28 protein-coding genes are annotated in these 25,853 nt (G+C 70.6%); 15 read left to right on the forward strand and 13 right to left on the reverse strand.

The genetic code is table 11. The annotated features are described in order from the left end of the window. Positions 1 to 72: 72 nt before the first annotated feature. On the forward strand, positions 73 to 1,821 hold the full coding sequence (locus tag AB0F72_RS15915; RefSeq protein WP_360431247.1) for a PrsW family glutamic-type intramembrane protease: 1,749 nt from the start codon (positions 73 to 75) through the stop codon (positions 1,819 to 1,821). Between the two features lie 4 nt (positions 1,822 to 1,825). Here the strand turns inward: AB0F72_RS15915 and AB0F72_RS15920 are convergent, their stop codons facing one another. Beyond that, the gene (locus AB0F72_RS15920) at positions 1,826 to 2,122 is read right to left on the reverse strand and encodes a co-chaperone GroES (protein ID WP_360431250.1); all 297 of its coding nucleotides are present in this window, start codon (positions 2,120 to 2,122) and stop codon (positions 1,826 to 1,828) included. A 170-nt stretch (positions 2,123 to 2,292) separates the two neighbouring features. Between AB0F72_RS15920 and AB0F72_RS15925 the strand changes: the two genes are divergently transcribed. Further along, complete coding sequence (locus AB0F72_RS15925) at positions 2,293 to 3,546, forward strand: AI-2E family transporter (RefSeq protein ID WP_360430898.1); 1,254 nt, start codon at positions 2,293 to 2,295, stop codon at positions 3,544 to 3,546. Between the two features lie 90 nt (positions 3,547 to 3,636). Here AB0F72_RS15925 and AB0F72_RS15930 read toward each other — a convergent pair whose 3' ends face one another. The 5 genes from AB0F72_RS15930 to AB0F72_RS15950 form a co-directional block, all read right to left on the reverse strand. After that, entirely contained in the window at positions 3,637 to 3,984 is a 348-nt protein-coding gene (locus tag AB0F72_RS15930; protein ID WP_360430900.1) for a DUF1416 domain-containing protein, read from the reverse strand. Positions 3,985 to 3,986: 2 nt separating this feature from the next. Next, on the reverse strand, positions 3,987 to 4,835 hold the full coding sequence (locus AB0F72_RS15935) for a sulfurtransferase (protein ID WP_360430902.1): 849 nt from the start codon (positions 4,833 to 4,835) through the stop codon (positions 3,987 to 3,989). A gap of 176 nt (positions 4,836 to 5,011) precedes the next feature. After that, complete coding sequence (locus tag AB0F72_RS15940) at positions 5,012 to 5,140, reverse strand: Ms5788A family Cys-rich leader peptide (protein ID WP_360430904.1); 129 nt, start codon at positions 5,138 to 5,140, stop codon at positions 5,012 to 5,014. Positions 5,141 to 5,154: 14 nt separating this feature from the next. Next, the gene (locus AB0F72_RS15945; protein ID WP_360430906.1) at positions 5,155 to 5,892 is read right to left on the reverse strand and encodes a DUF2993 domain-containing protein; all 738 of its coding nucleotides are present in this window, start codon (positions 5,890 to 5,892) and stop codon (positions 5,155 to 5,157) included. Positions 5,893 to 6,056: 164 nt separating this feature from the next. Next, positions 6,057 to 7,055, reverse strand: coding sequence for a hypothetical protein (locus AB0F72_RS15950; protein WP_360430908.1), 999 nt, complete (start codon positions 7,053 to 7,055; stop codon positions 6,057 to 6,059). Positions 7,056 to 7,328: 273 nt separating this feature from the next. Between AB0F72_RS15950 and AB0F72_RS15955 the strand changes: the two genes are divergently transcribed. From AB0F72_RS15955 to pstB, 6 genes are all read left to right on the forward strand, one after another. Continuing rightward, positions 7,329 to 8,045: a response regulator transcription factor gene (locus AB0F72_RS15955; RefSeq protein ID WP_014447796.1), complete on the forward strand. Its 717-nt coding sequence runs from the start codon at positions 7,329 to 7,331 to the stop codon at positions 8,043 to 8,045. Positions 8,046 to 8,055: 10 nt separating this feature from the next. After that, positions 8,056 to 8,937, forward strand: a complete 882-nt coding sequence (mshD, locus tag AB0F72_RS15960; protein WP_360430910.1) for a mycothiol synthase — start codon at positions 8,056 to 8,058, stop codon at positions 8,935 to 8,937. An 835-nt stretch (positions 8,938 to 9,772) separates the two neighbouring features. After that, positions 9,773 to 10,867: a phosphate ABC transporter substrate-binding protein PstS gene (pstS, locus tag AB0F72_RS15965; RefSeq protein WP_360430912.1), complete on the forward strand. Its 1,095-nt coding sequence runs from the start codon at positions 9,773 to 9,775 to the stop codon at positions 10,865 to 10,867. A gap of 39 nt (positions 10,868 to 10,906) precedes the next feature. Then, complete coding sequence (gene pstC, locus AB0F72_RS15970) at positions 10,907 to 11,977, forward strand: phosphate ABC transporter permease subunit PstC (RefSeq protein ID WP_360430914.1); 1,071 nt, start codon at positions 10,907 to 10,909, stop codon at positions 11,975 to 11,977. A gap of 32 nt (positions 11,978 to 12,009) precedes the next feature. After that, positions 12,010 to 13,059 carry a phosphate ABC transporter permease PstA gene (gene pstA / locus AB0F72_RS15975; protein ID WP_360431253.1) on the forward strand — a complete coding sequence of 350 codons (1,050 nt, stop codon included), beginning with the start codon at positions 12,010 to 12,012 and terminating at the stop codon, positions 13,057 to 13,059. 12 nt (positions 13,060 to 13,071) lie between these two features. Then, positions 13,072 to 13,848, forward strand: coding sequence for a phosphate ABC transporter ATP-binding protein PstB (gene pstB, locus AB0F72_RS15980; protein ID WP_360430916.1), 777 nt, complete (start codon positions 13,072 to 13,074; stop codon positions 13,846 to 13,848). A 325-nt stretch (positions 13,849 to 14,173) separates the two neighbouring features. On the opposite strand, the gene AB0F72_RS15985 is transcribed toward pstB, so the two are convergent. Further along, positions 14,174 to 14,956: an NUDIX hydrolase gene (locus AB0F72_RS15985; RefSeq protein WP_360431256.1), complete on the reverse strand. Its 783-nt coding sequence runs from the start codon at positions 14,954 to 14,956 to the stop codon at positions 14,174 to 14,176. A gap of 71 nt (positions 14,957 to 15,027) precedes the next feature. On the opposite strand from AB0F72_RS15985, the gene AB0F72_RS15990 reads away from it, so the two are divergent. Next, positions 15,028 to 16,008 (forward strand): Gfo/Idh/MocA family oxidoreductase, encoded by a 981-nt coding sequence (locus AB0F72_RS15990; RefSeq protein ID WP_360430918.1) that lies wholly within the window; start codon positions 15,028 to 15,030, stop codon positions 16,006 to 16,008. Between the two features lie 489 nt (positions 16,009 to 16,497). Here AB0F72_RS15990 and AB0F72_RS15995 read toward each other — a convergent pair whose 3' ends face one another. From AB0F72_RS15995 to AB0F72_RS16005, 3 genes are all read right to left on the reverse strand, one after another. Further along, complete coding sequence (locus tag AB0F72_RS15995; protein WP_360430920.1) at positions 16,498 to 17,502, reverse strand: inorganic phosphate transporter; 1,005 nt, start codon at positions 17,500 to 17,502, stop codon at positions 16,498 to 16,500. 3 nt (positions 17,503 to 17,505) lie between these two features. Next, the gene (locus AB0F72_RS16000; RefSeq protein ID WP_360430922.1) at positions 17,506 to 18,132 is read right to left on the reverse strand and encodes a DUF47 family protein; all 627 of its coding nucleotides are present in this window, start codon (positions 18,130 to 18,132) and stop codon (positions 17,506 to 17,508) included. A gap of 85 nt (positions 18,133 to 18,217) precedes the next feature. Then, positions 18,218 to 19,147: a hypothetical protein gene (locus AB0F72_RS16005; protein ID WP_360430924.1), complete on the reverse strand. Its 930-nt coding sequence runs from the start codon at positions 19,145 to 19,147 to the stop codon at positions 18,218 to 18,220. A 98-nt stretch (positions 19,148 to 19,245) separates the two neighbouring features. Here AB0F72_RS16005 and sigJ point away from each other — a divergent pair, with 98 nt between their 5' ends. Continuing rightward, positions 19,246 to 20,130 (forward strand): RNA polymerase sigma factor SigJ, encoded by an 885-nt coding sequence (sigJ, locus tag AB0F72_RS16010; RefSeq protein WP_360430926.1) that lies wholly within the window; start codon positions 19,246 to 19,248, stop codon positions 20,128 to 20,130. Here sigJ and AB0F72_RS16015 read toward each other — a convergent pair. Beyond that, positions 20,113 to 20,619 (reverse strand): DUF402 domain-containing protein, encoded by a 507-nt coding sequence (locus tag AB0F72_RS16015; protein WP_360430928.1) that lies wholly within the window; start codon positions 20,617 to 20,619, stop codon positions 20,113 to 20,115. The genes sigJ and AB0F72_RS16015 overlap by 18 nt on opposite strands. Positions 20,620 to 20,675: 56 nt before the next feature. On the opposite strand from AB0F72_RS16015, the gene AB0F72_RS16020 reads away from it, so the two are divergent. The 3 genes from AB0F72_RS16020 to AB0F72_RS16030 all read left to right on the forward strand — a co-directional run bounded on the left by AB0F72_RS16020 (position 20,676) and on the right by AB0F72_RS16030 (position 24,011). Further along, positions 20,676 to 22,682: an ATP-dependent DNA helicase gene (locus AB0F72_RS16020; RefSeq protein ID WP_360430930.1), complete on the forward strand. Its 2,007-nt coding sequence runs from the start codon at positions 20,676 to 20,678 to the stop codon at positions 22,680 to 22,682. 13 nt (positions 22,683 to 22,695) lie between these two features. Continuing rightward, on the forward strand, positions 22,696 to 23,109 hold the full coding sequence (locus AB0F72_RS16025) for an NUDIX domain-containing protein (protein ID WP_360430932.1): 414 nt from the start codon (positions 22,696 to 22,698) through the stop codon (positions 23,107 to 23,109). Between the two features lie 89 nt (positions 23,110 to 23,198). Continuing rightward, positions 23,199 to 24,011, forward strand: coding sequence for a hypothetical protein (locus tag AB0F72_RS16030; protein WP_360430934.1), 813 nt, complete (start codon positions 23,199 to 23,201; stop codon positions 24,009 to 24,011). On the opposite strand, the gene AB0F72_RS16035 is transcribed toward AB0F72_RS16030, so the two are convergent. Next, positions 24,008 to 24,382, reverse strand: coding sequence for a DsrE family protein (locus AB0F72_RS16035; RefSeq protein WP_360430936.1), 375 nt, complete (start codon positions 24,380 to 24,382; stop codon positions 24,008 to 24,010). The genes AB0F72_RS16030 and AB0F72_RS16035 overlap by 4 nt on opposite strands. Positions 24,383 to 24,396: 14 nt before the next feature. Between AB0F72_RS16035 and mtfM the strand changes: the two genes are divergently transcribed. Then, positions 24,397 to 24,501 (forward strand): small membrane protein MtfM, encoded by a 105-nt coding sequence (gene mtfM / locus AB0F72_RS16040; RefSeq protein ID WP_041830316.1) that lies wholly within the window; start codon positions 24,397 to 24,399, stop codon positions 24,499 to 24,501. After that, positions 24,498 to 25,097 carry an FABP family protein gene (locus AB0F72_RS16045; protein WP_014447778.1) on the forward strand — a complete coding sequence of 200 codons (600 nt, stop codon included), beginning with the start codon at positions 24,498 to 24,500 and terminating at the stop codon, positions 25,095 to 25,097. The genes mtfM and AB0F72_RS16045 overlap by 4 nt, the downstream gene beginning before the upstream one ends. Here the strand turns inward: AB0F72_RS16045 and AB0F72_RS16050 are convergent. Continuing rightward, a complete protein-coding gene (locus tag AB0F72_RS16050) occupies positions 25,094 to 25,843 on the reverse strand; it encodes an aminotransferase class IV (RefSeq protein WP_360430939.1) in 750 nt (249 codons plus the stop codon). The genes AB0F72_RS16045 and AB0F72_RS16050 overlap by 4 nt on opposite strands. Positions 25,844 to 25,853 lie beyond the last annotated feature (10 nt).

Below are 25,853 nucleotides of genomic sequence, written 5' to 3' on the forward strand. Positions count from 1 at the left end.
AACGCGGCACCAACGGATGACACCGCGCCGCCGGTGATGCCTGCTGCGCCAGTGACCTCAGCGCCGCCGGTGATGCCCGCTGCCCGGGTGACCTCGGCGCCGCCGGTGATCGCTGTCTCCCCGGAGACCGATCAGATCCCGCAGCAGACCATCGTTGAGCCCCCGGAGACCAGGGATCCGGTCCCGCCGTACCCGGAGACGACCGCCGCGATGGCGAGCGCGCCGATCCCCGGCCGGCGGATCGGCTGGCGGCGCTGGCTGCCGGTCACCGCGGTGATCGTGCTGATCGCCTCGGCCGCGATCGGCATGCTGATCTTCCTCGGTTACTCGATCGGCGTCACCGGGCTGGCCATCGGCCTGACCGCGGCCATCCTGCCGGTGCCGCTGCTGGCCGGCGCGTTCGCCTGGCTCGACAGGTACGAGCCGGAGCCGGTGAAGTACCTGGTCTTCTGCTTCGCCTGGGGTGCCGCCGTGGCGACAGCTGTGGCGCTGGTGGTGAACACCGGCGCGGCCTGGCTCTTCGACCGGGTCGGCCTGCCCGATGCCCTGGTCGCGGTGCTGATCGCCCCGTTCATCGAGGAGACGATGAAAGCGATCGGCCCGCTGCTGCTCTTCTGGCGGCGTCGCAGCGAGTGGTCCGGCATCACCGACGGCATCGTCTACTGCGGTCTCTCCGCGCTCGGCTTCGCGATGGTGGAGAACGTGCTCTACCTGGGCGGGCACGGGTACGCGGCGGGCGCCGACGAGTACGGTCCGGCGACCGGCCTGCAGAACGTCTTCCTGATCTTCATCGTGCGGATCCTGTTCACCGGGTTCGCGCACCCGCTCTTCACCTCGATGACCGGCATCGGGCTGGGCATCGCGGCCCGGTCCGGCAACCGGACGGTCCGCTGGCTCGCCCCGATCGCCGGCCTGCTCGCCGCGATGATCCTGCACGGCCTCTTCAACCTGCTGCCGACGCTCTCCGCGGCCACCGGCGAAGCCCTGATCATGCTGTACGGCTACCTCGGCTTCATGGTGCCGTTCTTCTTCGCCGTCGTCGGGTTCGCGATCGCGCTGCGCAGCTGGGAGGGCCGGCTGGCCGAGCGGGTGCTGCCGCGGTACGTGGCGACCGGCTGGTTCGCGCCGCCCGAGGTGGCCTCGCTCGCCAGCCTCGGCCGGCGGCACTCCGCGCGGCAGTGGGCGAAACGTGTCGCCGGCCCGGCCGGGCACAAGGCGATGCGCAGCTTCCAGTTCGCGGCGACCCGGCTGGCGCTGCTGCGCGACGGCATGGAGCGCGGCCTCTCCCGCGAGCCGCGCGACCTGGACCGGGTGGTCACCGAGGAGCGGGAGCTGCTCGCCGCGATCACCGGGTACCGATCGGTCTTCGCGGGGCGTGACCCGCAGACCCCGTCGGCCTGGTGGGACGGGCACAGCTACCGGATCACGTTCCCGGACGGGGTGGTGCGGGCGATCGCTCCGCCGGCCGAACCGGTGATGCCGGTGCCGGTGCGCCTGGCCGCGCCGCCGGTCTACCAGCAGGGCTATCCGGGTCACCCGCAGCCGGGTTATCCGCAGCCGGGTTATCCGCAGCAGCAGGGCTATCCCCGGCCGGGTTACCCGCACCAGCCGGGCCATCCCCAGCAGCAGCAGAGCTACCCACAGCAGGGCTACCCGCAGCCTGGACATCAGCAGTCCGGTCAGCCACAGCCGGGCTTTCCCGCGTACCCGATGAATCCGCCGCCGTTCCCGCCCACGCCCGGAACCAACGCGCCCTGGCCGCAGCAGCAGCCTCATCCGCAGCAGCAACAGCCGCCGCAAGGCGGCTGGCCTCAGGGGTGACGCCTCAGAGGTAGAGGCCGGTCCCGTCCGACTCGACCCGGGTCGCCGCGACCGCGTGCACGTCACGCTCGCGCAGCAGCACGTACTCCTTGCCGTGCAGCTCCACCTCGGAACGGTCGTCCGGGTCGAAGAGCACCCGGTCGCCGACGACGATCGAGCGGACGCTCGGCCCGACGCCGACGGCGGTGGCCCAGGAGAGCCGCCGGCCGATCGTCGCGGTCGCGGGGATCACGATGCCCGCGCTGGAGCGGCGTTCGCCCTCGCCGTCGTCCTGACGGACGAGAACGCGGTCATGCAGCATCCGGATGGGCAATCCGGCGTCGGTACGGGTATCGGCACTCACAAACGCAGACGGTACGCCCGTGACGAACAGCTCTTCACCGCTGGGGAGGTATGGCCCGGGGAGCGATTCGGGCATCAGGGCACTACCGTGATGAGCGCGTGTCGCACAGTGGGCGAGGGGGTAGGCGGTTGAACCGCTTGCAGCGGGTCCGGGACAACTTGAAGAAGGCGTACGACTCCGGCCGGGAGCAGGTCCGGACCGCTCGTGAAGAGGGAGCGGTCCCGGAGCCGGACTTCGCGCCGCGCCTGCCGGAGCCGGAGATCGTGCACCACTCGACGAACAGCCGCGACGACGCCGACGTGCCGCAGCCATTGCGGGTCGCGGCGGCCTGGAGCTGGCGGCTGATCGTGGTCGGGGTGGTCTGCCTCGCGCTGCTCCGGCTGATCGGCATGGTCAGCATCGTGGTCGTCCCGCTCGCCATCGCGCTGCTGCTCAGCGCGCTGCTCGGCCCGGCCGTCGGATGGCTGCTGCGGCTGCGGGTGCCGAGCTCGCTCGCCACGTTCCTGGTGCTGGTCGGCGGGCTCGCGGCGGTGGCCGGCACCCTGACGCTGGTGGTGAACCAGTTCATCAACGGACTGCCCAACCTGACCGAGAACGCCAGCGCCGGTGTCCGGCAGATCCAGAACTGGGCGCGCACCGGTCCGCTGCATCTCTCCGACGCTCAGGTCGACTCGGCGATCGACTCGGCGCAGGAGTGGGTCAACTCGAACACCTCGCAGCTGACCTCGACCGGCATCTCGACCGCGGCCACCATCGCCGAGGTGGCGACCGGCCTGGTGCTGGTGCTGTTCGCGACGTTCTTCTTCCTGCGGGACGGCCGCAAGATCTTCCGGTTCATCGTCCGGCTCTTCCCGGTGAACGCCCGCTGGTCGGTGGCCGACGCCGGGGACGCCTCCTGGGCGACGCTCGGCGCCTACGTGCGGGCGACAGTGCTGGTGGCGTTCATCGACGCGCTCGGCATCGGCCTGGCGCTGCTGATCCTCGACGTCCCGTTCCCGTTCCCGCTGGCGGCGCTGGTGTTCCTCGGCGCGTTCATCCCGATCGTGGGCGCCAGCATCTCGGGCGCGGTGGCGGTGCTCGTCGCCCTCGTCGACCAGGGCTGGGTGGTGGCCCTGCTGACGCTCGGTGCGGTGATCCTGGTGCAGCAGCTCGAAGGCCACGTGCTCCAGCCGCTGATCATGGGTCGGGCGGTCGCCATCCACCCGCTCGCGGTGATCATCGGGATCGCCTGCGGCGTGGTGCTCGCCGGCATCATCGGCGCGCTCGTCGCGGTCCCGCTGATCGCGGTGTTCAACACCGGCGTGCGGCGGCTGTCGCGCCGCCGCCCGGAGGTGCCGCCGGACGCGGTGGTGGTCACTTCCGGGGGCTCTTCCGCCGGATAGCTCTAAGCCGGATAGCTCTTCCGTCGGGTAGCTCTTCCGCCGGGTAGCAAAAGGGGGCGGAAATCCGCCCCCTTTTCAACAGAGCGTGGACTAAGCGGTAGCCACGTTGATCGAGATCTCGTTGACGCCGACCGTGGCGTCAACGGCGAGCTCGCCGTTGCCGAACCGGCTCAGAGCCCGGACGGTCCAGGAGCCGGGAGCGGCGAAGAACCGGAAGACGCCCTCCGGGGAGGAGACGACCTCGGCGGTGAACTCGCCGGAGCCGTCCAGCAGGCGCACGTAGGCCCCGCCGACCGGGTCGCCCTCGGCGCTTGTCACGATGCCGGTGATCACGGTTTCCCGGGTCAGGTCCACGCTGCTGGGGAGGGGCGCGGACTGGTCCGGGGCGGCGCAACCGGCCGCGGCGGAGGCAGCTGTCACGTTGGCGGGTGAAGTCATGATCACGCCTTTCCGGGTTCGTCGCCGAGCGCGATCGGCACACCGATGAGCGAGCCGTACTCGGTCCACGAGCCGTCGTAGTTCTTCACGTTCTGCTGGCCGAGCAGCTCCTTCAGCACGAACCAGGTGTGCGAGGAGCGCTCGCCGATCCGGCAGTACGCGATGGTGTCCTTGCTGCCGTCGAGACCGGCCTCGCCGTAGATCTTGGCGAGCTCCTCGTCGGACTTGAAGGTGCCGTCCTCGTTGGCGGCCTTGCTCCACGGCACGCTGATCGCGGTCGGGATGTGACCGGCCCGCTGCGACTGCTCCTGCGGCAGGTGCGCCGGGGCGAGCAGACGGCCGGCGAACTCGTCGGGGCTGCGGACGTCGACCAGGTTCTTCACGCCGATGGCCTGGACGACCTCGTCACGGAACGCGCGGATCTCCAGGTCGGGGTCCTTGGCGTTGTAGACGGTCTTGGTGCGGGCCGGGACGTCCTTGGTGTACGGACGAGCGTCCAGCTCCCACTTCTTGCGGCCACCGTCGAGCAGCTTCACGTCGCCGTGGCCGTAGAGCTTGAAGTACCAGTACGCGTACGCCGCGAACCAGTTGTTGTTGCCGCCGTAGAGGATCACGGTGTCGTCGTTGGAGATGCCGCGCTCGGAGAGGAGTGCGGAGAACTGCTCCTTGTTGACGAAGTCGCGGCGGACCGGGTCCTGCAGGTCCTTCTTCCAGTCGATCTTGATGGCGCCCGGGATGTGGCCGCCGTCGTACGCGGTGGTGTCCTCGTCGACCTCGACGAAGACGATGCCGGGGGTTTCGAGGTTCTTCTCGGCCCAGTCGGCCGAAACGAGTGCGGTGTCGCGACTCATCGGTTCACTCCCTGATGGTGGGTGAGGAGAGAGTCAGCGCACGGAGAAATGCTGTCGCACTCCGCGCGGACCCAAGTTGAAGAGTGGGATCACGGGCTGCTGTGCGACGGCGCCACTGCCGGACAAAGAGATGCCCCGGGCTATCTAGAGAAGGTGCTCAGCACCGAGTGGCCCCGTCAGTTTGCGGGGCGACACAGGCACGCGGCCACGCGACACAGGTCGATCGCGCGCCTTTTCGTGAGCAACAGGCTCATGCGGTCGACCCTACCAGCGAGCCCACAGCGCGGAACAGCACCAACCAGCATCCGGGAACAGACGGTCACAGACCGCCTGCGGAGAGGTTCACATCCGCCGCGCCGGCGGTCACCCGCAGACCCTCAGGAAGGGCCTCGACCTCCCGGACGACCAGGTTCAACGGCAGTTCCGGGACCTTCAGCTCGTAGGCCAGCGCATCGATCATGCTCTGCAGGAACGGCAGCGCCGGCAGGTCCTTCGACGTCACCTCGGAGAAACGAACCCGGATCGAGCCGTTCTCGACGGTCAGGTTCGTGGTGCCGGACACCTCCAGCGGCTTCTGGCCGGGGATCTCCAGCTGCACGGTGGCGATCAGCTTGCCGTCCTGCTCGGCGAGCTGCACACCCTTCTGGTCGAGCAGGGCGGCGATCTCGTCGTAGCCGATCGTGCCGGCGCCGGTGACCGTCCCGGCGATCACGTCGCCGCCGTTGCGCAGGGTCTCCAGCGGCGCCCGCACGTCCTCGGCGCGGATGTCCAGCAGCGACATCCGCACCGTGCCGCCGGATCCGTCCGGCGCCGCGAAGTCCGGCAGCTCGATCCGGACCTGGTGGTAGTCGCCGCTGGCGACCTGGGTGAGGAACGGGAAACCGGCGATCGTCACGTCCGGCGTGCCGCTCGTCGAGTTCTGCGCCGCGACCTCACCGGCGATCCGGTCCGCCAGCATGCCCTCCGCATAGGACTTGCCGACCCGGTCCAGCACCAGCGCACCGCCGAGCAGCAGCAGCAACAGCACGACGACGACGGTGAGCAGTCTTCGCCTCACGATGCCTCCTGGTTTCCCGACGCCTGGTTTGCCCGACGCCTGGTTTGCCCGACGCCTGGTTTGCCCGACGCCTGGGAAACGTACATGCCCCCGGCGAGGGTTCGGCGAAACTGCTCTCGTCGGGACTGGTCTCGTCGGGACCGGTCTCGTCGGGACCGGTCTCGTCAGGAGAGATAGAGGTGCACCAGCGTGTAGGCCGCCACCGCGGTCAGCGCGAAACCGCCGAGCGGGCCCTGCATGTGCCTGGCCAGCCAGAACGTCGGCGCCTCCCCGGCCAGCCGGCGGCCCGCCTCACTGAAGTTCACCGCCAGGTCCACCAGGATCGCGGCCACCGCGGCGACCAGGCCCAGCACCGCGCCCTTCGCCGGGGTGAACGGCAGAACCAGATAGCTGCCCAGCACGGCGCAGGCGAGCGTGCCGACCATCGCGCCCAGCACGATGCCTGTCGCGCCGCGCGGCACCTGCGCCGCGATCCTCGGTTTCGGGAAGACCGCGTCGGTGAGCCGGGAGACCAGCAGCGCCAGCCCCGCGCCGGTGCAGCAGACCAGGATCGCCTGCGATCCGATCGGCTGCCGGGTCAGGACGATCAGGATCGCGAACGCCACCGGACCGAACACGATCATCGCGGTGGTCCGGTAGGTGTCACTGATCCGCTGCCGGTCCTCCCTCTTGAACACCTGGCCGACGAGCGCCGCCACGACGCCCGCGGCGCCGGTGTAGAGCAGCGGCATCAGTTCCGGGGTCTCGCCGCTGACCGCCAGGTAGTCGGCGATCAGCGCGGTCACGGCGGCGACCGCCGCGGTGGGCACCGGCGCCGGCGGCTGCAACGCCATGGTCCAGGCCAGCAGGCCGAGCAGCTGCACACCGAAGAGCACTATCGCGTACGACACCCGGGCGTCCGGTCCCGACGTGACCGAGCCCAGCACGAGTGCTATTGCCAGCAGAGCGGCGAAGCCGGCGATCGCGACGGAGAGTTTCGGCCGGACCGGGACGACCTCGATCTCCTCGAACTCGTCGTCGTCCGATTCGCTCGATGGTGGGTCGCCCTCCTCCTCGGGGACGGCGCCGTAGAACCCGGGCTTGGGCCGGCCCGGGTTCATCCGTGCGACCTTCTGGGAGGTTTCGGCGTCCCAGGGATCGTCCTGCGGCATGGAGGGAAACACGTTGCGATCGTGCCAGACCCGTGACCGAGCTCCCAATTCGCTGCGCAGAGTCGGGTGAAAGGTGGGTTACGAATCGGCCGTTCAGTCACCTTAGTGGCGTTCTCCACATGACTCGGGAGCGCGACCACGATGCCGGGAGTGCTGCATCGGTTAAGGTAATCGCAACCCACCCGTCGGTGACGCCGGGCCCTGTCTCTCCGGTGGCGAAGCTCCCCAGCTGCGCGAACCGGGTCACCCGAGCGGCCTTTCAGTGCCGCGAGGACGGAGGTGAGTGTGGAGATCCTTCTGCTGGTGACGGCACGTGCCGGTGAGCCTTCCGCCGTGTTGCCCGCCCTGGACCTTCTGCCCCACTCAGTACGTACCGCCCCCCGTGACGTGCGCACCCTGGTGTCCGGGCCGAGCCCCGACGCCGTGATGGTGGACGCGCGTTCCGAGCTTTCCGAAGCCCGAGCGACCTGCCGCATGCTCCACGCCACCGGCATCGGTGTCCCGCTGATCGCGGTCGTCACCGAAGCCGGCCTGATCGCGCTCAACGCCGACTGGGGTGTCGACGACGTCATCCTGGCCACGGCGGGCCCGGCCGAGGTGGAAGCGCGCCTGCGCCTCGCCGTCGGCCGCATCACCAACGCGACCGCCGGCGCCGGCGGCTCGATCCGTGCCGGTGAGCTCAACATCGACCCGGACACCTACGCCGCGAAGCTCAAGGGCCGCCCGCTCGACCTCACCTACAAGGAGTTCGAGCTGCTCAAGTTCCTCGCCCAGCACCCGGGCCGGGTCTTCACCCGCGACCAGCTGCTCCGCGAGGTCTGGGGCTACGACTACTTCGGCGGCACCCGCACCGTCGACGTGCACGTCCGTCGCCTGCGCGCCAAGCTCGGCTCCGAGTACGAGTCGATGATCGGCACGGTCCGCCAGGTGGGCTACAAGTTCGTGGTCCCGCCGAACGGCCGCCAGCTGCCCGACAACGAGCACGTCTCGCTGCCGGTCTGAGACGGTTCCGATGACGTTGGTGCAGCCGGTTCGTGCTGCGGACCGGCTGTCCGCGTCCGAGATCGACGACGTCCTCGCCCTGGCCGCCGCGGCGGCCGAGGCGGACGGCGTCTACCCCCTATCCGAAGACGTCGTGCTGCGGGTCCGGGGCGACGCGCCGCATCCCGGCACGCACCTTCTCTCCTTCGCGGGTGACCGGCTGGCCGGTTACGCCTATCTCTCCGGCGGCTCCGGCGAGCTCGTGGTGCACCCGCGGTTCCGCCGTCACCGGCACGGCACCGCCCTGCTCGCCGCGGCCGGCACCGGCCCGTTGAGCTTCTGGGCGCACGGCGACGACCCCGGCGCGGCGATCTTCGCGTCCCGCAACGGGTTCGCCCGCGCCCGGGTGCTCTGGCAGATGCGGCGTCCGCTGCTCGAACCCCTTCCCACGGTGCCGTTGCCCGAGGGGGTGACCCTGCGGGCGTTCCGCCCCGGTCAGGACGAGCAGGCCTGGCTCGACATCAACGCGCGGGCGTTCGCCCACCACCCCGAGCAGGGGAAATGGACGATGGCCGACCTGCTGGCCCGCGAGGACGAGCCGTGGTTCGACAGTGAGGGCTTCCTGCTGGCGGTCTCCGGCGACGACCTCGTCGGCTTCCACTGGACCAAGATCCACCCGGCGTCCGGAAGTGACCCGGCGATCGGCGAGATCTACGTGCTCGGCGTCGACCCGGCCGGCCATCGCCGAGGGCTCGGGGCCGCGCTGAGCGTGGCCGGGTTGCGCCACCTCGCCGGCCGGGGCCTGACCATCTCCAACCTGTATGTGGACGAGTCCAACGAGGCGGCCGTGAAGCTGTACCGGCGCCTGGGCTACGACGTCTACAAGACCGACATCAGTTACCAGCGCCCGTAAGGGGTTCCCGGGGCGGTCGCGTCCCCGGCCGAGCCGTAGCTGAGGCAGGTCAAGAGCGTGCGTTCGCTGCGTGGGCTACGGCTCGGGGGCGTGAGCCGTAGTTGAGGCAGGTTAAGCGCGCTCCTTTGCTGCGTGGGCTACGGCTCGGGGTTGTGAGCCGTAGCTGGGGCAGGTTAAGCGCGCTCCTTTGCTGCGTGGGCTACGGCTCCGTCACCCCAGCCGTAGCTCGAGCAGGTTAAGCGCGCTCCTTTGCTGCGTGGGCTACGGCTCCGTCACCCCAGCCGTAGCTCGAGCAGGTTGCCTGTGGGGCAGCCGCACGCCCGGGGCGGCCGCACGCCCGGGGGAGCCGCACGCTCGGGGGAGCCGCACGCCCGGGGAGCCGTCGATTCGGGACTTCTTCGACTGGCGGGACTGGGCGCAGGGTGACCACGCACCGGTAGCCGTAGCCCGCCGGACGGCCGGATGTCGGCAATTGGCCGCGCGGACTCTCGGGGACGGATCATGCTGCGTTTGGGGGCGGCCATGCCCGTACCGGGAAGGCTTGCACGGTCTGTCAGCTGTGACGTGCGCCGCGTAATCGACGCTGCTCATTTGTCACGGCGCGGACAAGCGTATATCTCGCGAAGGTCACGGCCGCCCGGATATTTCCGACATTCCGGATGGCAAGGGCGTGGTTCACTTAACGGACAACTGGCGCTTCGGGGATGGCTACCTTCTGGGGCTTACCTGTTCACCCTCAGTTCATTTGCGGCCGGTTATCCGGTCACTTCGCGCTCCTAGCTTTCGGTGTGCAAGCCGGTGAGTGACTGGCTGCAGATAACCCGAAGGGACAACCGTGAAGCTCCAGCGGTCCGGTTTCGTGGCCGGCATTGCTTTGACTGCGACGATCGCACTCACCGGGTGCGGTTCGGACAACGAGGCGCCGGCGGCGAGCGGTGGCAACTCCGCCGCCCCCGGCAGCTGCGTCAGCGGCAGCCTGACGGCGCAGGGATCCACCGCCCAGAAGAACGCCATGGACGAGTGGATCAAGGCGTACCAGACCCAGTGCGCCGACTCCAAGGTCGACTACCAGGGCACCGGTTCCGGCGCGGGTATCGAGGCCTTCATCGCGGGCACCGCCGACTTCGCCGGTTCGGACTCGGCCCTCAAGGAGGACGAGCAGCCGCAGGCCAACGCCAAGTGCCCCGGCGGCAAGGCGCTCAACCTCCCGATGGTGATCGGCCCGATCGCCGTCGTCTACAACGTCGAGGGCGTCGACGGCCTCCAGCTGTCGGCCAGCACCCTGGCGAAGATCTTCTCCGGCACGGTCACCAAGTGGAACGACCCGGCCATCGCCGCCGAGAACTCCGGCGCGAAGCTGCCGGACGCCACCATCGAGTCGGTGCACCGCTCGGACGAGTCCGGCACCACTGACAACTTCACCAAGTACCTGAGCAAGACCGCCGAGGCCGACTGGAAGTTCAGCAACGCCAAGGCGTGGAAGGCCCCGGGCGGCACCGGCGCCTCGAAGTCGGACGGTGTGGCCGCCAAGGTCAAGAGCACCCCGAACACCATCTCCTACGTCGAGCTCTCGTTCGCCGAGAACAGCGACCTGCAGACGGCGAAGATCAAGAACGGCGCGGGCGAGTACACCGAGCTGACCGGCGAGAGCGCCGGTAAGACCTTCGAGAACGCGACCGTCAAGGGCACCGACGGCGACCTGGCTCTCGAGCTCGACTACGCCACCACCACCCCGGGCGCGTACCCGATCGTGCTGGTGACCTACGAGATCGCCTGCAGCAAGGGCTCCGCGAAGGCCAAGGAGATCCAGTCCTTCCTGAAGTACACCTCGAGCACCGCCGGTCAGACGGCGCTCGCGGAGCTGGGCTACGCCCCGCTGCCGGAGACCCTGCGGGCCAAGGTCGAGACCTCGGTCGCCGCGATCTCCTGACGATTCGTCAATCCCTCCGAGACGACAGCGAGCGCGCAGATGGGTGACAACCCCTCCCGCTCGGTGAACGCCACCGCCGGCGACCTGAGCGTGACCTCCCGTCACGCTCAGGGCGCCGGCTCCGGTGCGTCCCCGAGCAGCTATCAGGAGCCCCCGCTGGGTGGCGGTGGAGCCCTCCCCAAGAAGGCCCGGTTCTCGATCGAGACAGGCTTCCGTGGTCTGTCCACCGCAGCGGGCGCGATGGTGCTGGTCATCATCGTCGCCATCGCGGTCTTCCTGGTGTCGAAGGCGGTGCCCGCCCTTCAGGACAACACCGCCAACTTCCTCACCGAGCGGAAGTGGTTCCCGAACGACACGCAGCCGGTCTTCGGTATCGCCGCGCTGGCCTTCGGCACGGTGCTCAGCTCGATCATCGCGCTGATCATCGCGGTGCCGATCGCGCTGGCCATCGCGCTCTTCCTGTCGCACTACGCGCCCAAGCGGCTGGCCACGCCGCTGGGCTTCGTGATCGACCTGCTCGCGGCCGTGCCCAGTGTGGTCTTCGGCCTCTGGGGACGTGACGTCCTGCAGGAGCCGGTCCGGGACTTCTCGGTGTGGCTGAACCACTACTTCGGCTGGCTGCCGATCTTCGGCGGCGAGGGCCCGTTCGGCCAGTCGATCATGCTCGGTGGCGTGGTGCTGGCGATCATGGTGCTGCCGATCGTCACCTCCCTCTCCCGTGAGGTCTTCCAGCAGACCCCGGGGATGAACGAGGAAGCCGCGCTCGCGCTCGGCGCCACCCGCTGGGAGATGATCCGCACCGCGGTCCTGCCGTACGGCAAGCCCGGTGTGATCGCCGCGGTGATGCTCGGCCTCGGCCGCGCCCTCGGTGAGACCATCGCCCTGGCGCTGACCCTCGGCATCACGTTCAACATCTCGTTCAACCTGATCGAGAACGGCGGCAACTCGATCGCCGCCAACATCGCGAACACCTTCGGCGAGGCCAACGACACCGGTCGTGGCGCTCTGATCGCCTCCGGTCTGGTGCTCTTCGCGATCACACTGGTGGTCAACATGACGGCGCGAGCGATCATCTACCGCCGTCGCGAGTTCCGGGACAGTGCCGCATGAGCCTGCTTGATCGTGAAGTGCCCGGCGTCGTGATGACGCCGGACAACATCCGGACCAAGGAACTTCCGCTCGCCGTCAACCTCGGCGTCGCGGCCGGCGCGCTCGTGCTGGCCGCCGCCGTGGTGCTCGGCACCGGCATCGGCAACTGGGTGCTCGTCGCGGTCGTCGGCGTCGTCCTCTACCTGGTCGGCATCAACATCGTCGCCAGCCGGATCGAGGGCAGGCGCGCCGCCCGCGACCGGGCCATGAAGTCGCTGATCTACGTCGCGTGCATCCTGGCGATCCTGCCGCTGGCCTCGGTCGTGTGGACGCTGGTCTCCAAGGGCGCCGAGCGGCTCGACGGCGCCTTCTTCGGCAGTTCGATGAACAACATCAGCGCCCGGGACCCCAACGGTGGCGCGTACCACGCGATCATCGGCACCCTGGAGCAGGTCGGCATCGCCACCCTGATCGCCGTTCCGCTCGGCGTGCTCGGCGCGATCTACCTGGTGGAGTACGGCCGTGGCCGGTTCGCCAACACGGTCCGCTTCTTCGTCGACGTCATGACGGGTATCCCGTCGATCGTCGCCGGTCTGTTCATCCTCTCGTTCTGGGTTCTGATCGTCAGCCCGTGGTTCAACGACGGGCAGCCGCGCTACTCCGGTTTCGCCGCCGCGCTGGCGCTGACCGTGCTGATGCTGCCGACGATCGTCCGGTCGACCGAGGAGATGCTGCGGCTGGTGCCGGGTCCGCTGCGCGAGGGTTCGTACGCGCTCGGCGTCCCCCAGTGGAAGACGATCCTCAAGGTCGTCCTGCCGACCGCCCTGCCCGGCATCGTCACCGGTGTCATGCTGGCCATTGCCCGTGCCGCCGGTGAGACCGCTCCGGTCCTGCTGGTCGCGGGCGGCGCTGCTGCGATCAACTTCGACCCGTTCGGCGGGAACCAGTCGTCGCTCGCGCTCTTCGTGTACCAGCAGGCGGGCGACGCCTCCCGGTACGCGCCGGCCCGCGCCTGGACAGCCGCGCTCACCCTGGTGGCGCTGGTTCTGATCCTCACCATCGCCGCCAAGCTGCTCGCCCGTCGCAACAAGCTGTCCCGTTAAGAGGTGTCATCAATGGCCAAGCGCATCGAGGCGAGCAACGTCTCCTCCTACTACGGCTCCTTCAAGGCGATCGACAGCGTCTCGATGACCGTCGAGCCGAAGACCATCACCGCCCTGATCGGCCCGTCCGGTTGCGGCAAGTCGACGTTCCTGCGGTCCATCAACCGCATGCACGAGGTGCTGCCGAATGCCCGCATCGAGGGCCGGCTCACCATCGACGACCAGAACATCTACGACCCGGACGTCGACGTGACGGCCGTCCGTCGCATGATCGGCATGGTCTTCCAGCGGCCGAACCCGTTCCCGACCATGTCGATCTACGAGAACGCGGTCGCCGGCCTCAAGCTGAACGGCGTCAAGAAGAAGTCGATCCTGGACGAGGCCGCCGAGAAGTCGCTGCGTTCCGCGAACCTCTGGGACGAGGTCAAGGACCGCCTCGACCGTCCCGGCGCCGGCCTCTCCGGCGGTCAGCAGCAGCGTCTCTGCATCGCCCGCACGATCGCCGTCGAGCCGCAGGTCGTCCTCATGGACGAGCCCTGCTCCGCCCTCGACCCGATCTCCACGCTGGCGATCGAGGACCTGATGTTCAAGCTGAAGGACCGCTTCACGATCATCATCGTGACGCACAACATGCAGCAGGCCGCCCGCGTCAGCGACAAGACCGGCTTCTTCTCGATCGACAAGACCGGCGACCCCGGTCGCCTGATCGAGTACGACGACACCCAGAAGATCTTCAGCAACCCCTCGCAGAAGAAGACCGAGGACTACATCACCGGCCGCTTCGGCTGATCGTCAGGCCTCTCGAGAGCCGGTCCGGCACGTGTGCCGGGCCGGCTTTTCGCATGGGTACGCGCCGACACTCCCCAACCGCAGCCACGCGCTCCCCGCAGCCGCCGCCCCTGACGCCCGTTCCCCCGGCGCACCCCGCCGCCGGCCCCGGCGTCCCGCGCCGGCTTCCCCCGAGCCGCGGCGCTCCGCGCCGGCTTTCCCCGGCCCCGGCGTCCCGCGCCGGCTTTCCCCGGGCCTGGCGTCCCGCGCCGGCTTTCCCCGGGCCTGGCGTCCCGCGCCGGCTTCCCCGGCCCCGGCGTCCCGCGCCGGCTTCCCCGGCCGCGATCTAGGAGTGCGGGACGTGGAGGGTGGCCTGGCCGTCAGGGGAGATCGTGATCCGGGGCTGGACCGGGGTGGCGGCGTCGCGATGTGCGGACGCCGCGATCACGTCGGCGATCGTGGGGCAGGCGGCCAGATGGCGCAGCGTGTGCCGGGTGGGCGGAAGCATCGGCAGCTCGGCGGTGGCGGCCGGTTCCACCCAGGCGGTCCCGTCGGCCTCGCCGGAGACGTCGTGGGTGGTCTGCGACTCCGGTAGCAGCGCCACGAAGAACCAGGTGTCGAACCGCTTCGGCTCGAACTCCGGGGTGATCCAGCGGGCCCACGGCAGCAGCAGGTCGTCGCGCAGGCGCAGGCCACGGCGTTCCAGCAGCTCGGTCATGGTCAGCTCGCGGCGCTGCACCCGGGCGCGGTCACTCTCCCAGTCGACCCCGTCGGCGGCGGCCACCGTGCGGTCCGGTTCGCCGACCGGTCCGGCGAGCAGGACACCGGTCTCCTCGAAGAGCTCACGCGCGGCAGCGCCCACCACGGCGTGCGCCTGCTCCTCCGGCACGCCGAGACGATCGGCCCAGTCCGTGCGGATCGTGGACGGGCGGTCGGACGGGTCGACGACGCCGCCCGGGAAGGCGTAGACACCGCCGAACACCATCGTGGTGGCGCGCCTCAACACGTACACCTCGAAGGAAGCGGAACCGGAAGGCCGCAGAAGGACCACCGTCGCCGCCGGGCGGGCCGCCGCGGGCGGGCCGGTGAACTCGCGCGCGCGTTTCAGCATCGCCGGCGGCAGGATCATCGCATCGGGGGAAGAGTCCGTCACCGGTCGATCGTGCCACCGGAACCGGTTCGGGCGATACGGTATCGATCATGAACGGACAGAAGGTGCGCTGGGGCATTCTCGGCCCCGGCGGGATCGCCAGCACATTCGCCGCTGACCTGCCCCTGGTGGAGGGGGCCGAACTGGCCGCCGTCGGGTCGCGTTCCAAGACCACCGCGGAGGCGTTCGCGCAGCGGCACGGTTTCGCGCGGGCACACGGCTCGTACGCGGAACTGGCCGCCGACGACGGTGTGGACATCGTCTACATCGCGACACCGCACGCCTTCCACTTCGAGGCCGCGATGCTGTGCGTGGAGGCCGGCAAGGCGGTGCTGGTCGAGAAGCCGATCACGCTCGACGTGGCGACCGCGGCGCAGCTGATCCAGGCCGCCCGGACCCGTGGCGTCTTCCTGATGGAGGCCATGTGGATGCGCTGCAACCCGGCCATCCGCAAGATCGCCGAGCTGGTCGACGAGGGCGCGATCGGCTGGGTCAGCGCGGTGCACGCCGACTTCGGCCTGCAGGGACCGTTCGCGGCGTCGCACCGGCTGCGTGACCCGCAGCTGGGCGGCGGCGCGCTGCTGGACCTGGGTGTCTACCCGATCCACCTGACGCACATGCTGCTCGGCAGCCCGGCGTCCGCGCACGCCTGGGCGCATCTGACCCCGGAACGGGTGGACGAGAACACCGGCGTGCTGCTCGGCTACGAGGCCGGCGCGGTGGCAGCCTTGACCTGCAGCATCAACGGCGCCAGCCGGAACGCCGCGTCGATCACCGGCACCGACGGCCGGATCGACCTGCCGCCGGGCTTCTTCATGCCGCGCACGTTCACGCTGAACCGGCCGGACCGGGCGCCGGAGACGTTCGAGTTCGGCTTCGAGGGCAGCGGGTACCAGTTCGAGGCCGCGGAGGCGCAGCGGTGCTTCCTCGCCGGGGAGCTGGAGAGCCCGCTCGTCTCGCATGACACGACGCTCGAGGTGATGGCTCTGCTCGACACGCTGCGCGAGCAGATCGGCGTCTTCTACGGCTGACCGGGGGCGGCCGGGTGTTCGCCGGTCCGCGGCTGACCGGGGGCGGCCGGGTGTTCGCCGGTCCGTTCGCCGCGCGAATTGCCACACCCGCGACGCCGGGAGCCCCGCCCGGATGCGGCTGTCACGGTCGGTGGCTGCCCCGGCGGAGCGTTTGCGCTTTGCGTCATTCCGTGGGGCCTGGGGCGTCCGCAGGTTTCCGCGAAGCGCGAGCTTTACCTCGGAGGCCGGGACACGGGGTGACGGTCGCGCGCTGACCGGTGGGTGCTCGAGAGCGGGTGCCCGCGGGACCGCCGGGTGCTCGGGGGCGGGTGCGCGCGGGCCCGCGGAACGGCGGGTGCTCGCGCGCGGGGGTGGCGGGTGCTCGCGCGCGGGGACGGCGGGTGCTCGCGCGCGGGGACGGCGGGTGCTCGCGCGCGGGGGTGGCGGGTGCGCGCGGGCCGGGGGCCGCAGGGTGACTGGTGCTCGCGCGGGGCCGCGGGGCGGCGCGGGTCAGAAGAGCGGGCGGACGATCAGGTAGATGACGCAGGCGATCAGCGCGGCCGCCGGGAACGTCGTGACCCAGGCGATTATGATGTTGCCGGCCACGTTCCAGCGGACCGCGCTGAGCCGCTTCGTCGCGCCCACGCCCATGATCGCCGAGGTGATCGTGTGGGTGGTGGAGATCGGCGCGTGCAGGACCAGCGCGTTGAAGTAGAGCACCGAGCTGGCGACCGTCTCCGCCGCGAAACCCTCGGCCGGGCCCAGGTCGATGATCTTCCGGCCCAGGGTGCGGATGATCCGCCAGCCGCCCGAGTAGGTGCCGAGGGCCAGCATCGTGGCCGACGCCCAGTAGACCCACTGCGGGATGTGTGTCGCCGAGCTCTGGTACCCGCCGGTGTAGAGCGCCAGGACCACGATGCCCATCGTCTTGGCCGCGTCCTGGATGCCGTGCCCGACCGCCATCGCGGCGGCGGAGAACGTCTGCGCGAGCCGGAAGCCGCGGTTCAGTTTGCCCGGATGCCCGCGCCGGAAGGTCCACATGATCGCGACCATGAAGATGAAGCCGAGGATCAGGCCGACCACCGGCGAGACCACCATCGGGATCAGGACCTTGTTCACGATGTTGGCCCACTGGACCTCGCCGAACGACGCGAGCATGGTGGCACCGACCAGGCCGCCGAAGAGCGCGTGCGAGGAGCTCGACGGCAGACCGAAGTACCAGGTGATCAGGTTCCAGGTGATCGCGCCGAGCACGCCGGCGAAGACGACGCCCAGGCTGGACACGCCGACCGGCAGGGAGACCAGGTCCTCACCGACGGTCTTGGCGACCCCGGTGCCCAGGTGCGCACCGACGAAGTTGCCGACGGCGGCCATGAGCAGCGCGACCCGCGGGGTCAGGGCACGGGTGCTGACGCTGGTGGCGATCGCGTTCGCGGCGTCGTGGAAGCCGTTGGTGTAATCGAACACCATCGCGGCGAGGATCACCGCCACGACGGCGACGAGCTGGGGATCCAAGGCCTAGGACTCCTTGACCGCGATGGTCTCGACGGTGTTCGCCACGTGCTCGAACGCGTCGCAGGCGGCCTCCAGCTCGTCCACGACCTCTTTCATCTTGAGGACGGTCAGAGCGTCGTACTCACCGGAGAAGAGGCGCACGAGCAGCATCCGGTACGCCCGGTCGCCGTCGTTCTCCAGCCGGTTGATCTCGATCCAGTACTCCTCGAGGCCCTTCATCGAGCGCAGCCGGGGCATCGCCTCAGCGGTGATCTTCGCCTGCTGGTCGAGGACCGTCACCAGCTCGTGCATCTCACGGGGCAGCGACGGGAGGGCGGTCAGCCCGTACAGGTAGAGCAGGTTGCCGGCCGCCTCCAGGTGGTCCATCACGTCGTCGAGCTGCGAGCCCAGCGAGTAGATGTCCTCCCGGTCGAACGGGGTGATGAACGTCGAGTTGATCTTTTTGTAGAGCTCGTGCGTGATGGAGTCGCTGTCGTGCTCCACGTCGCTCAGCCGGTCCGAGACCGATTGCACGTCCACACCCGGCAGCGCGAGCTCGTTGAGCAGCTCGGTGCCTTTCACCAGGTTGTACGCCGCCTTGGTGAAGAGGTCGTAGAAGGCGCCCTCGACGGGACGGAAGGAAAACTTCACGGCGTGGACCTCTATCGACGGGTTTTTGTTGGATCTCCGTTTGGCATGCTATCGGTCCACGCTGGTTGTCCCGTTGTCAGCAGTCTTAAACGGGCTCGCGGCGGGCGTTGGGCCGGGGCGTGTGACGGCGAACCGTCCGGGTCGGAAGGTAGGGGAGCGGCGCGGCGGCGGCCGGATGGCGTCGCAGGTGCCGGGCGAGTCCACTCAGGTCGCTGTCGGCGATCACGTCGACCCCGGCGGCGCCGAGCTCGGTCCAGATCGCCGCACGGACCCGGCGCGGGCCGGTGGGCAGGCCGGAGATCCGTACCGTGCGCCCGTCGTCGTGGGCGGCGCGGACCAGCGCGTGCAACTGGTGCCGTTCCTCGGCGGTGATCGGCTCGCGCCCGTCCCAGCCGAAGCGGCGGTTCCACGACTCGCTGATCGACGGCGCGAGGCTCGGTGGCGCGAAGCTGGAGCCGATGTCGTCGAAGGTGGCGTCGGCGAAGGCGTACCTGTCGCGCTGGGCGGCGAGCAGCTCGCGCACGTCCACGATGCCGGTGACTGTCACGGTGACCACCCGGGGCGTCAGCACCCCGCCCCGGCAGCGGCTCAGCAGGCTGCCGTGGTCGCGCAACTGCTGGTCGAGCATCCGGTAGGCGCGGAACAGCGTCTCGGCGTCCCGGCTGGGCCCGCCGAACTCGACGACCAGCCGGAACGGCTCCCGCTGGTCGCGGTAGAGGCGTCCGCCGCCGGCCTGTGCCCGGGTGAAGAGCGGCGCGAGCACCAGCCGCCGCAGGGTACGGCCGGGTTGCGGCCGGCCCGGCCCGAGGAACAGCTCGCCGTGCGGTCCGGGCACCACTGGCACGGTCATCCCGGTCAGCCCTAGTCGCAGCACTCCGGGGAGCGGGTCGACGTCGGTCTGTGGCAGCAGCGCGTGCCCGGCGGGGAGGCTGGGACGTTTCCGGCGGAGCACCGCGACCGAGACCGCACCACCGGCGCCGGCGATCCCGGCGAGGCTGCCCGCGATAGTCGCCATGTCCTGCACGGGTCCACCATCCGATACGTACGATTTGGGTGCTTTATACTGTGGCACAGGTGATACCCGGAGCCGGTCATCTCGCGCAGAATTCCCCTATGCCGTCACCGAGCGCAGCCGAGTTCGAGGCGCATCGCGTCTACCTGACGTCAGTCGCGTACCGGATGCTCGGCAACCGGGCCGAGGCCGAGGACGCGGTGCAGGAGGCCTGGCTGCGCTACGCGCAGCAGACCGAGGAGATCCGGGATGCGCGGGGCTGGCTCACGACGGTCACCGCGCGCATCTGCCTGGACCAGCTCAATTCGGCCCGGGTACGCCGTGCCGCGTACCCCGGTCAGTGGCTGCCCGCCTACGTCGTGGACCCCGACGCCGGCCCCGCCGAGCTGGCCGAACGCGCCGACCAGGTCAGCGTGGCCCTGCTCGTGGTGCTGGAGAGGCTGACACCGGAGCAGCGGGTCGCGCTGGTGCTGCACGACGCGTTCGCGGTCCCGTTCGAGGAGGTGGCCACGGTCCTCGACACCACACCGGCCGCCGCCCGGCAGCACGCCAGCCGGGCCCGCCGCGCGATCGCCGGCGGCGACATCAAGCACACCGCCGGGCCGGCCGAGCAGCGGCGGGTGCTGAACGCGTTCCTGACCGCTGCGCAGAGCGGGGACGTGCACGCGCTCGCCGCGGTGCTCGCTCCGGACGTGGTCGCGATCAGCGACGGCGGCGGCCTGGTCCGCACCGCGATCAACGTGATCGGCGGCGCCGAGAAGGTGGCCCGGTTCTACACCGGCCTGCTCGGCCGCAAGCTGGCCGGGGTCACCGACATGAAGGTCGACCCGGTGCTTGTCAACGGCGGCGCCGCGATGTTGCTGCGCGGCACCCTTCCGGACGGCCGGCCGCTGCTCGCGGTGCTCACCGTCGCGGTCGACCAGGGCCGGATCACCGGTCTGTTCAACCAGCAGAACCCGGAGAAGCTGTTACTGAGTGACCTCTGACAGGTGCTTGCGGTACTGCGTGGCGAACGGCTCGGTACCGTCGCCGAGCGCCACGATCAGGTGCCGGGCCGCCGCCTGGGCGTGACCGACCAGCTCGTCCGGGTACCCGAACGCCTTCCGGTGGTCCTCGAACTCGTCCTCGTCGCGGAGCTCCACCACCCCGGTCTCGCGGCGTCGCACCGCGTCCAGATCCAGGTCGACGATGTGGACCGTGTCACCCTCCCAGCGCGCCGGGGTGGTGATGTCGCAGTACACCTCGCTGGTCCGCGGCGGCGGGTTGAACATGCCCGTCCACCACGCGTAATGCGGGATGAGCAGGACGAACGGGATCTGCTCCACCGAGGGGCGGCCGTGGTAGACCGACGGCGTCCCGCGGTTCACCCCCACCCAGATGCCCAGGTCGTCCTCGGCCAAGCGGCGGGCCGGGTAGTCACGATGAGCCGATCCGTCGTACTTCGTGTAGATGACCCGGACCATCTCGCTCGGCATGAGGTGCACCCTAGCGGTGGTCCGCTTCTGTCGGTGGTGGCGGGTACGGTTCCTGCGTGCCCGCAGCTACCCGAAAAAAGGCGACCGCCGAACAGCTTCTCGCCGCAGCCGTCGGCGCCGTGCCCGGTGGGAGTTCCCGCCCCGGTCAGCAGGCCATGGTCGAGGCGATCGACCAGGCCGTCAAGGACCGCAAGCACCTGCTCGTCCAGGCCGGCACGGGCACCGGCAAGAGCCTCGGTTACCTGACGCCCTCGCTGCTCGTGGACGGCCCGGTGGTGGTCTCCACGGCCACCCTGGCGCTGCAGAACCAGCTGGTCGAGCACGACCTGCCGCGACTGGCCGAGGCGGTCGAGCCGGTGCTCGGCCGCAAGCCCAGCTTCGCCGTGCTCAAGGGCCGTCATCACTACCTCTGCGTGGCGAAGATGGAGCACGCCGACGAGGAGGCGCCGACCGACACGCTCTTCGACGACGCGCCCGCGCCCAAGGCCGGCCAGTGGCTCGGCGAGGCGGGCCGGCTCGGCAAGCAGATCCAGCGGATCCGGTCCTGGGCCGACAAGACCGAGACCGGCGACCGGGACGAGCTGGACCCGGGCGTCGACGACACGGCGTGGCGTCAGGTGTCGATGCCGGCGCGGGACTGCGTGGGCGCCGGCCGCTGTCCGTACGGCGCGGAGTGCTTCGCCGAGGCGTCCCGGGTGCGCGCCCGCGAGGCCGACATCGTCGTCACCAACCACAGCCTGCTCGCCGTCGACATGCTCGCCGAGCGGCAGATCGTCCCGCCGCACAAGCTGCTCGTCGTCGACGAGGCACACGAGCTGGCCGACCGGGTCTCCTCGGCCGCCCAGGCCGAGCTCACCCCGGAGGCGATCGAGCGGGCCGGCCGCCGCGCCCGCACGATGATCACGCCGGCCGCCGCCGAGCAGCTCGCCGAGGCGGCCGACGCGCTGACCGTCGGCCTCGCCGAGGCGCCGGCCGGCCGGATCACCAGCGGGCTGCCGGAGCAGCTGCGGGCGGCGCTCACCCTGCTCGAGTCGGCCGCTCGCGCCGGGCTGTCCGCGATCGGCGAGGTGAAATCCGACGATTCCGACCCGGTCGGCAAGCAGCAGGCCAAGGCGGTGCTGGACGAGCTGTTCACGACCGCGCAGCGGCTGCTCGAGGAGGACGACTTCGACGTCGCCTGGGTGGAGAAATCCGACCTCGGCAGCGGCCGGCGCGCGCTCGTGGTGGCGCCGCTCTCGGTCGCCGGCACGCTCGCGCAGAGCCTCTACGCCGACCGGACGGTCGTGGTCACCTCGGCCACCCTGACCCTCGGCGGCCGGTTCGACACGGTGGCCCGCTCGCTCGGCCTGCCCGCTCCGGCGGCCGGCCCGGACGGCTCGGTCACCTCCGGTGACGGCTGGACCTCGCTGGACGTCGGCTCCCCGTTCGACTACCCGAAACAGGGCATCCTCTACGTCGCGGCGCACCTGCCCCGGCCCGCCCAGTCCGGCCTTCCCGACGCGGCGGGCGCCGAGCTGCTCAAGCTGGTCGAGGCGCTCGGCGGGCGTACCCTCGGGCTCTTCTCCTCGCGCAAGGCCGCGGCGCAGGCCGCCGAGCTGCTGCGGGCCAAGACCGACCTGCCGATCCTCCTGCAGGGTGACGAGACGCTGCCGATCCTGGTCCGCAAGTTCCGGGAGCAGAAGGAGAGCTGCCTCTTCGGGGTGATGTCGCTCTGGCAGGGCGTGGACGTGCCGGGCGACTCCTGCCAGCTCGTGGTGATCGACCGGCTGCCGTTCCCCCGCCCGGACGAGCCGCTGGCCGCCGCCCGCTCGGCCGCTGTCGACGCGGGTGGCGGTTCCGGCTTCGCGTCGGTGAGCGTGCCGATCGCCGCGGTCCGGCTCGCGCAGGGTGTCGGCCGGCTGATCCGGTCGAGCGGTGACAAGGGCGTGGTCGCGGTCCTCGACTCCCGGCTGGAGACGGCCCGGGGCTACGGCGCGTTCCTGCGCAAGTCGCTGCCCCCGTTCTGGTACACGACGCGTGCCGACGTCGCGGTCGGCGCCCTGGAAAGGCTGGCGCAGAGCTGATGGAGGACCGGGGTTGATCAAGAGAGTCGCCTGCACCTTCCTGATCGATCGGGACGGCGCCCTGCTCCTGCAGCTGCGCGACGACAAGGCGCCCTACTACCCGGACGTGTGGGGGCTGCCCGGCGGCGAGATCGAGCCGGGGGAGACGCCGGAGCAGGGCGCGGCCCGCGAGCTGGCCGAGGAGTCCGGCCTGGCGGCGGACGGGCCGTTGCGCCTGTTCGCCCGGCAGGACCTGCCCGAGCAGCAGCGGGAGAAGCACTACTTCTGGGGCGTGACCGGCGCGAGCCAGGCGGACGTGGTGCTCGGCGAGGGCGCGGCGATGCTCTTCGTGCCGGCCGCCGAGGTGCTGGACCGGCCGTTCACGCCGGGCAGCGCCGAGATGATCGAGCGGTTCCTGGCCTCGCCGGAGTACCAGTCACTGCGATGACGGTGGCACCATGTCTGCCGTGACCGCGAGATGACGGGTGGCGCCATGTCTGCCGTGACGGCGAGACGACGGGTGGCACCATGTCAGCCGTGACGGCGAAGGGACGGCGACGCCTGCGGACCGCCGCGGTGGTGGCCGTCTGGATCGCCGTGCTGCTCGCGCTGAGCCTGTGGTCGGTTCGCAAGGACCCGCCGACCGTGGCCGAGCAGCGCGACCTCGGGCAGGCCCTGCCCGAGCTGCGCCGGGCCACCGGCGCCCTGATCGCCGCCGCCGGTGACGAGCGCTGGGTGCTGCGCCTCGGTGAGCTGCGGATCGAGGACTGCTCGATCACCCCGGTCCGGTCCGGGCGGGCCGCGAGCCGGGACCTCACCGTGATCGTCCCGGAAGGCGACGCCCGCACCGCGCTGGAGGGCATCGCGGCGGGTCTGCCGGCCGGTTACCGGGCCTCGGTGACGGCGGTCCGGGGCGGGACGCGGCTGTCGTTCTACGCCGACGCCGGTGAGTTCATCGCGATCGACGCGGCGGCGCTCTCCGCCGACCAGATCCTGACGATCCGGCTGGACTCGGGGTGCCGTCCGGCCGGTGGGACGGCGGAGGTGGCCGATCCGGCGGCGGGGCCCGTGCCGGCGGCGCTGACGGAGACGCTCACCGTGCTGAAGGCAGATGCCGCCGTCACCCCACGGACGCGAGCCGTGGCCTGCCCGGACGGCGGGACGGCGGCGACCTTCGTGGCCGACGCCGGTGTCCATGACTCAGAGAACGGCCCGGTGGGCGTGCCGGACGGGACGGTCCCGGTGTGGTCGGACGCGGCCGGGTGGGCGTACCGGATCGGCCCGGAATCGGTCGTGGTGACCGCTCAGGGTGGGCGCTTGCAGGTGAACGTGACCACCACCTGCGGTTAGTACACGAGCGCCTGTGCGCCCTCGGACATGATCTCCTCGACGAAGACCGCGGCGCCGGCGATCCGGATGCCGGGGACGACGTCGTCCGGACCGATGCCGCGGCGGGCCGCGCACTGCGTGCACAGGGTGACCTTGCCGGCCGCCAGGAGCGCGTCCAGCAGGTCCGGCAGCGGCGCGGCGTGCGGGAGCTCGAACTCGGCGGCCCGGCCCGGCAGCGCGAACCAGGCGGACTCCCCGGTCAGCCAGAACGAGACGTCCAGCCCCGAGGCGACCGCGGTGCTCGCCACCGTGAACGCCTGTGAGCAGCGCTCCGGCGCATCCGCTCCAGAGGTGGCCTTGACGACCAGCAAACGTGCCATACCGGTCAGCATAAGATGGGCGCGTCATGGTTACGGAGATCGGGTTCGTGAGCCTGCTGGTTGCCGCCCTGGGCGCGCTGGCGGGCGGTTTCGGCTATCTGGCCGTTCGTATTTCGAGGGGGCGTTGGTGAGCACCGAGCAGGAAAACCCGCTGGGTCCACCGCCGTGGCTGAACGCGCCACCGGTTGACCCCTATCCCTATGAGGACACGCACGACCTGCGGTCCGGTCCGGACCTCAACCCGGCGCTGCTCGGTCTGCTGCCGTTCGTCGGGCTGTGGCGCGGGCGCGGGCAGGGCGGGTTCCCGCAGGAGGAGGACTACAACTTCGCGCAGGAGATCCGGATCAGCCACGACGGCCGGGCCTTCCTGCGGTACGAGTCCCGCGCCTGGCTGCTCGACGACGAGTCGCAGCCGATCGGCCCGGCTCTCACCGAGTCCGGCTTCTGGCGTCCGATCCTGGTCGACGGCCGCCCCGGCGACGAGATGGAAGCCACGATGATCCGCCCGGACGGGGTGGCCGAGCTGTACATCGGCAAGGCCGCGACGACCCGCCTGGAGATGGGGACGGACGCGGTCGCCTACACGCCGTCCGGCCTGCACGTGACCGGCGGGCACCGGCTGTTCGGCGTGGTCGAGGGGGCGCTGCTCTACGCCCACGAGATCTCCGTCGACAACAGCGGGCTCCAGCCGCACATGTCAGCCCGCCTCCTCCGCGTCGGGGGTTAGAAGCCGAGGAGGTCGAGCAGGCGGGGCGTCCACGGGGATCGGCCGCGGGCCGTCCCGTCCAGCTCGACCACCTCGGCGAGGCCGCGCAGCGACGAGGTGAGCCAGATCGCCTCGGCCCCGGCCAGCTCCGCGCCGGTGATCATCCGCTGGGCCGCGCCGAGGCCGGCCCGACCGGCGACCGACAGCAGGTGCGCCGCGGTGACTCCGGGCAGGATGCCGGCCTCGCCGGGCGGGACCGTGTGGAGCACCCCGCCGGCCAGCCAGATGACTGACGCGGTGGGCGCTTCCAGCACGTACCCCTCGGTGGAAAGCCAGACCACGTCGTCAGCGCCCTGTCGCGCCGCCCAGCGGCGCGCCGCGAAATTGCTCGCGTAGGAGAGCGACTTGGCCGCCGAGAGGGACCACGGCGGCGGGTTGCGCACCGAGAAGCCGAGGTCGGCCGTGAGCACCCGGACGCCGTCGCGGCGTTCCCGGAGCACTGTCGCGGGGATCGCCGAGACCGAGACGTTCAGCACACCGCCGCGCGTGTAGATCACGCGCAGCGCCCCGGAGGAACCGGACAAATCCGAGATCTCCGCGCGGAGACGATCCATCGGCGGCGCCGGCATCTCCAGGATCGCGGCGGATCGGACCAGGCGCGCGAGGTGCTCCTCCAGCAGCCACGGCCCGGACGGCCGCAGATGGATCGTCTCGAAGACGCCGTCACCGAGCAGATCGCCCGGCGTCACCACGATCCGCTCGGTCACAGCAGTTGAA

This window comes from Actinoplanes sp. NPDC023936, assembly GCF_040639325.1.
Lineage (GTDB): Bacteria > Actinomycetota > Actinomycetes > Mycobacteriales > Micromonosporaceae > Actinoplanes.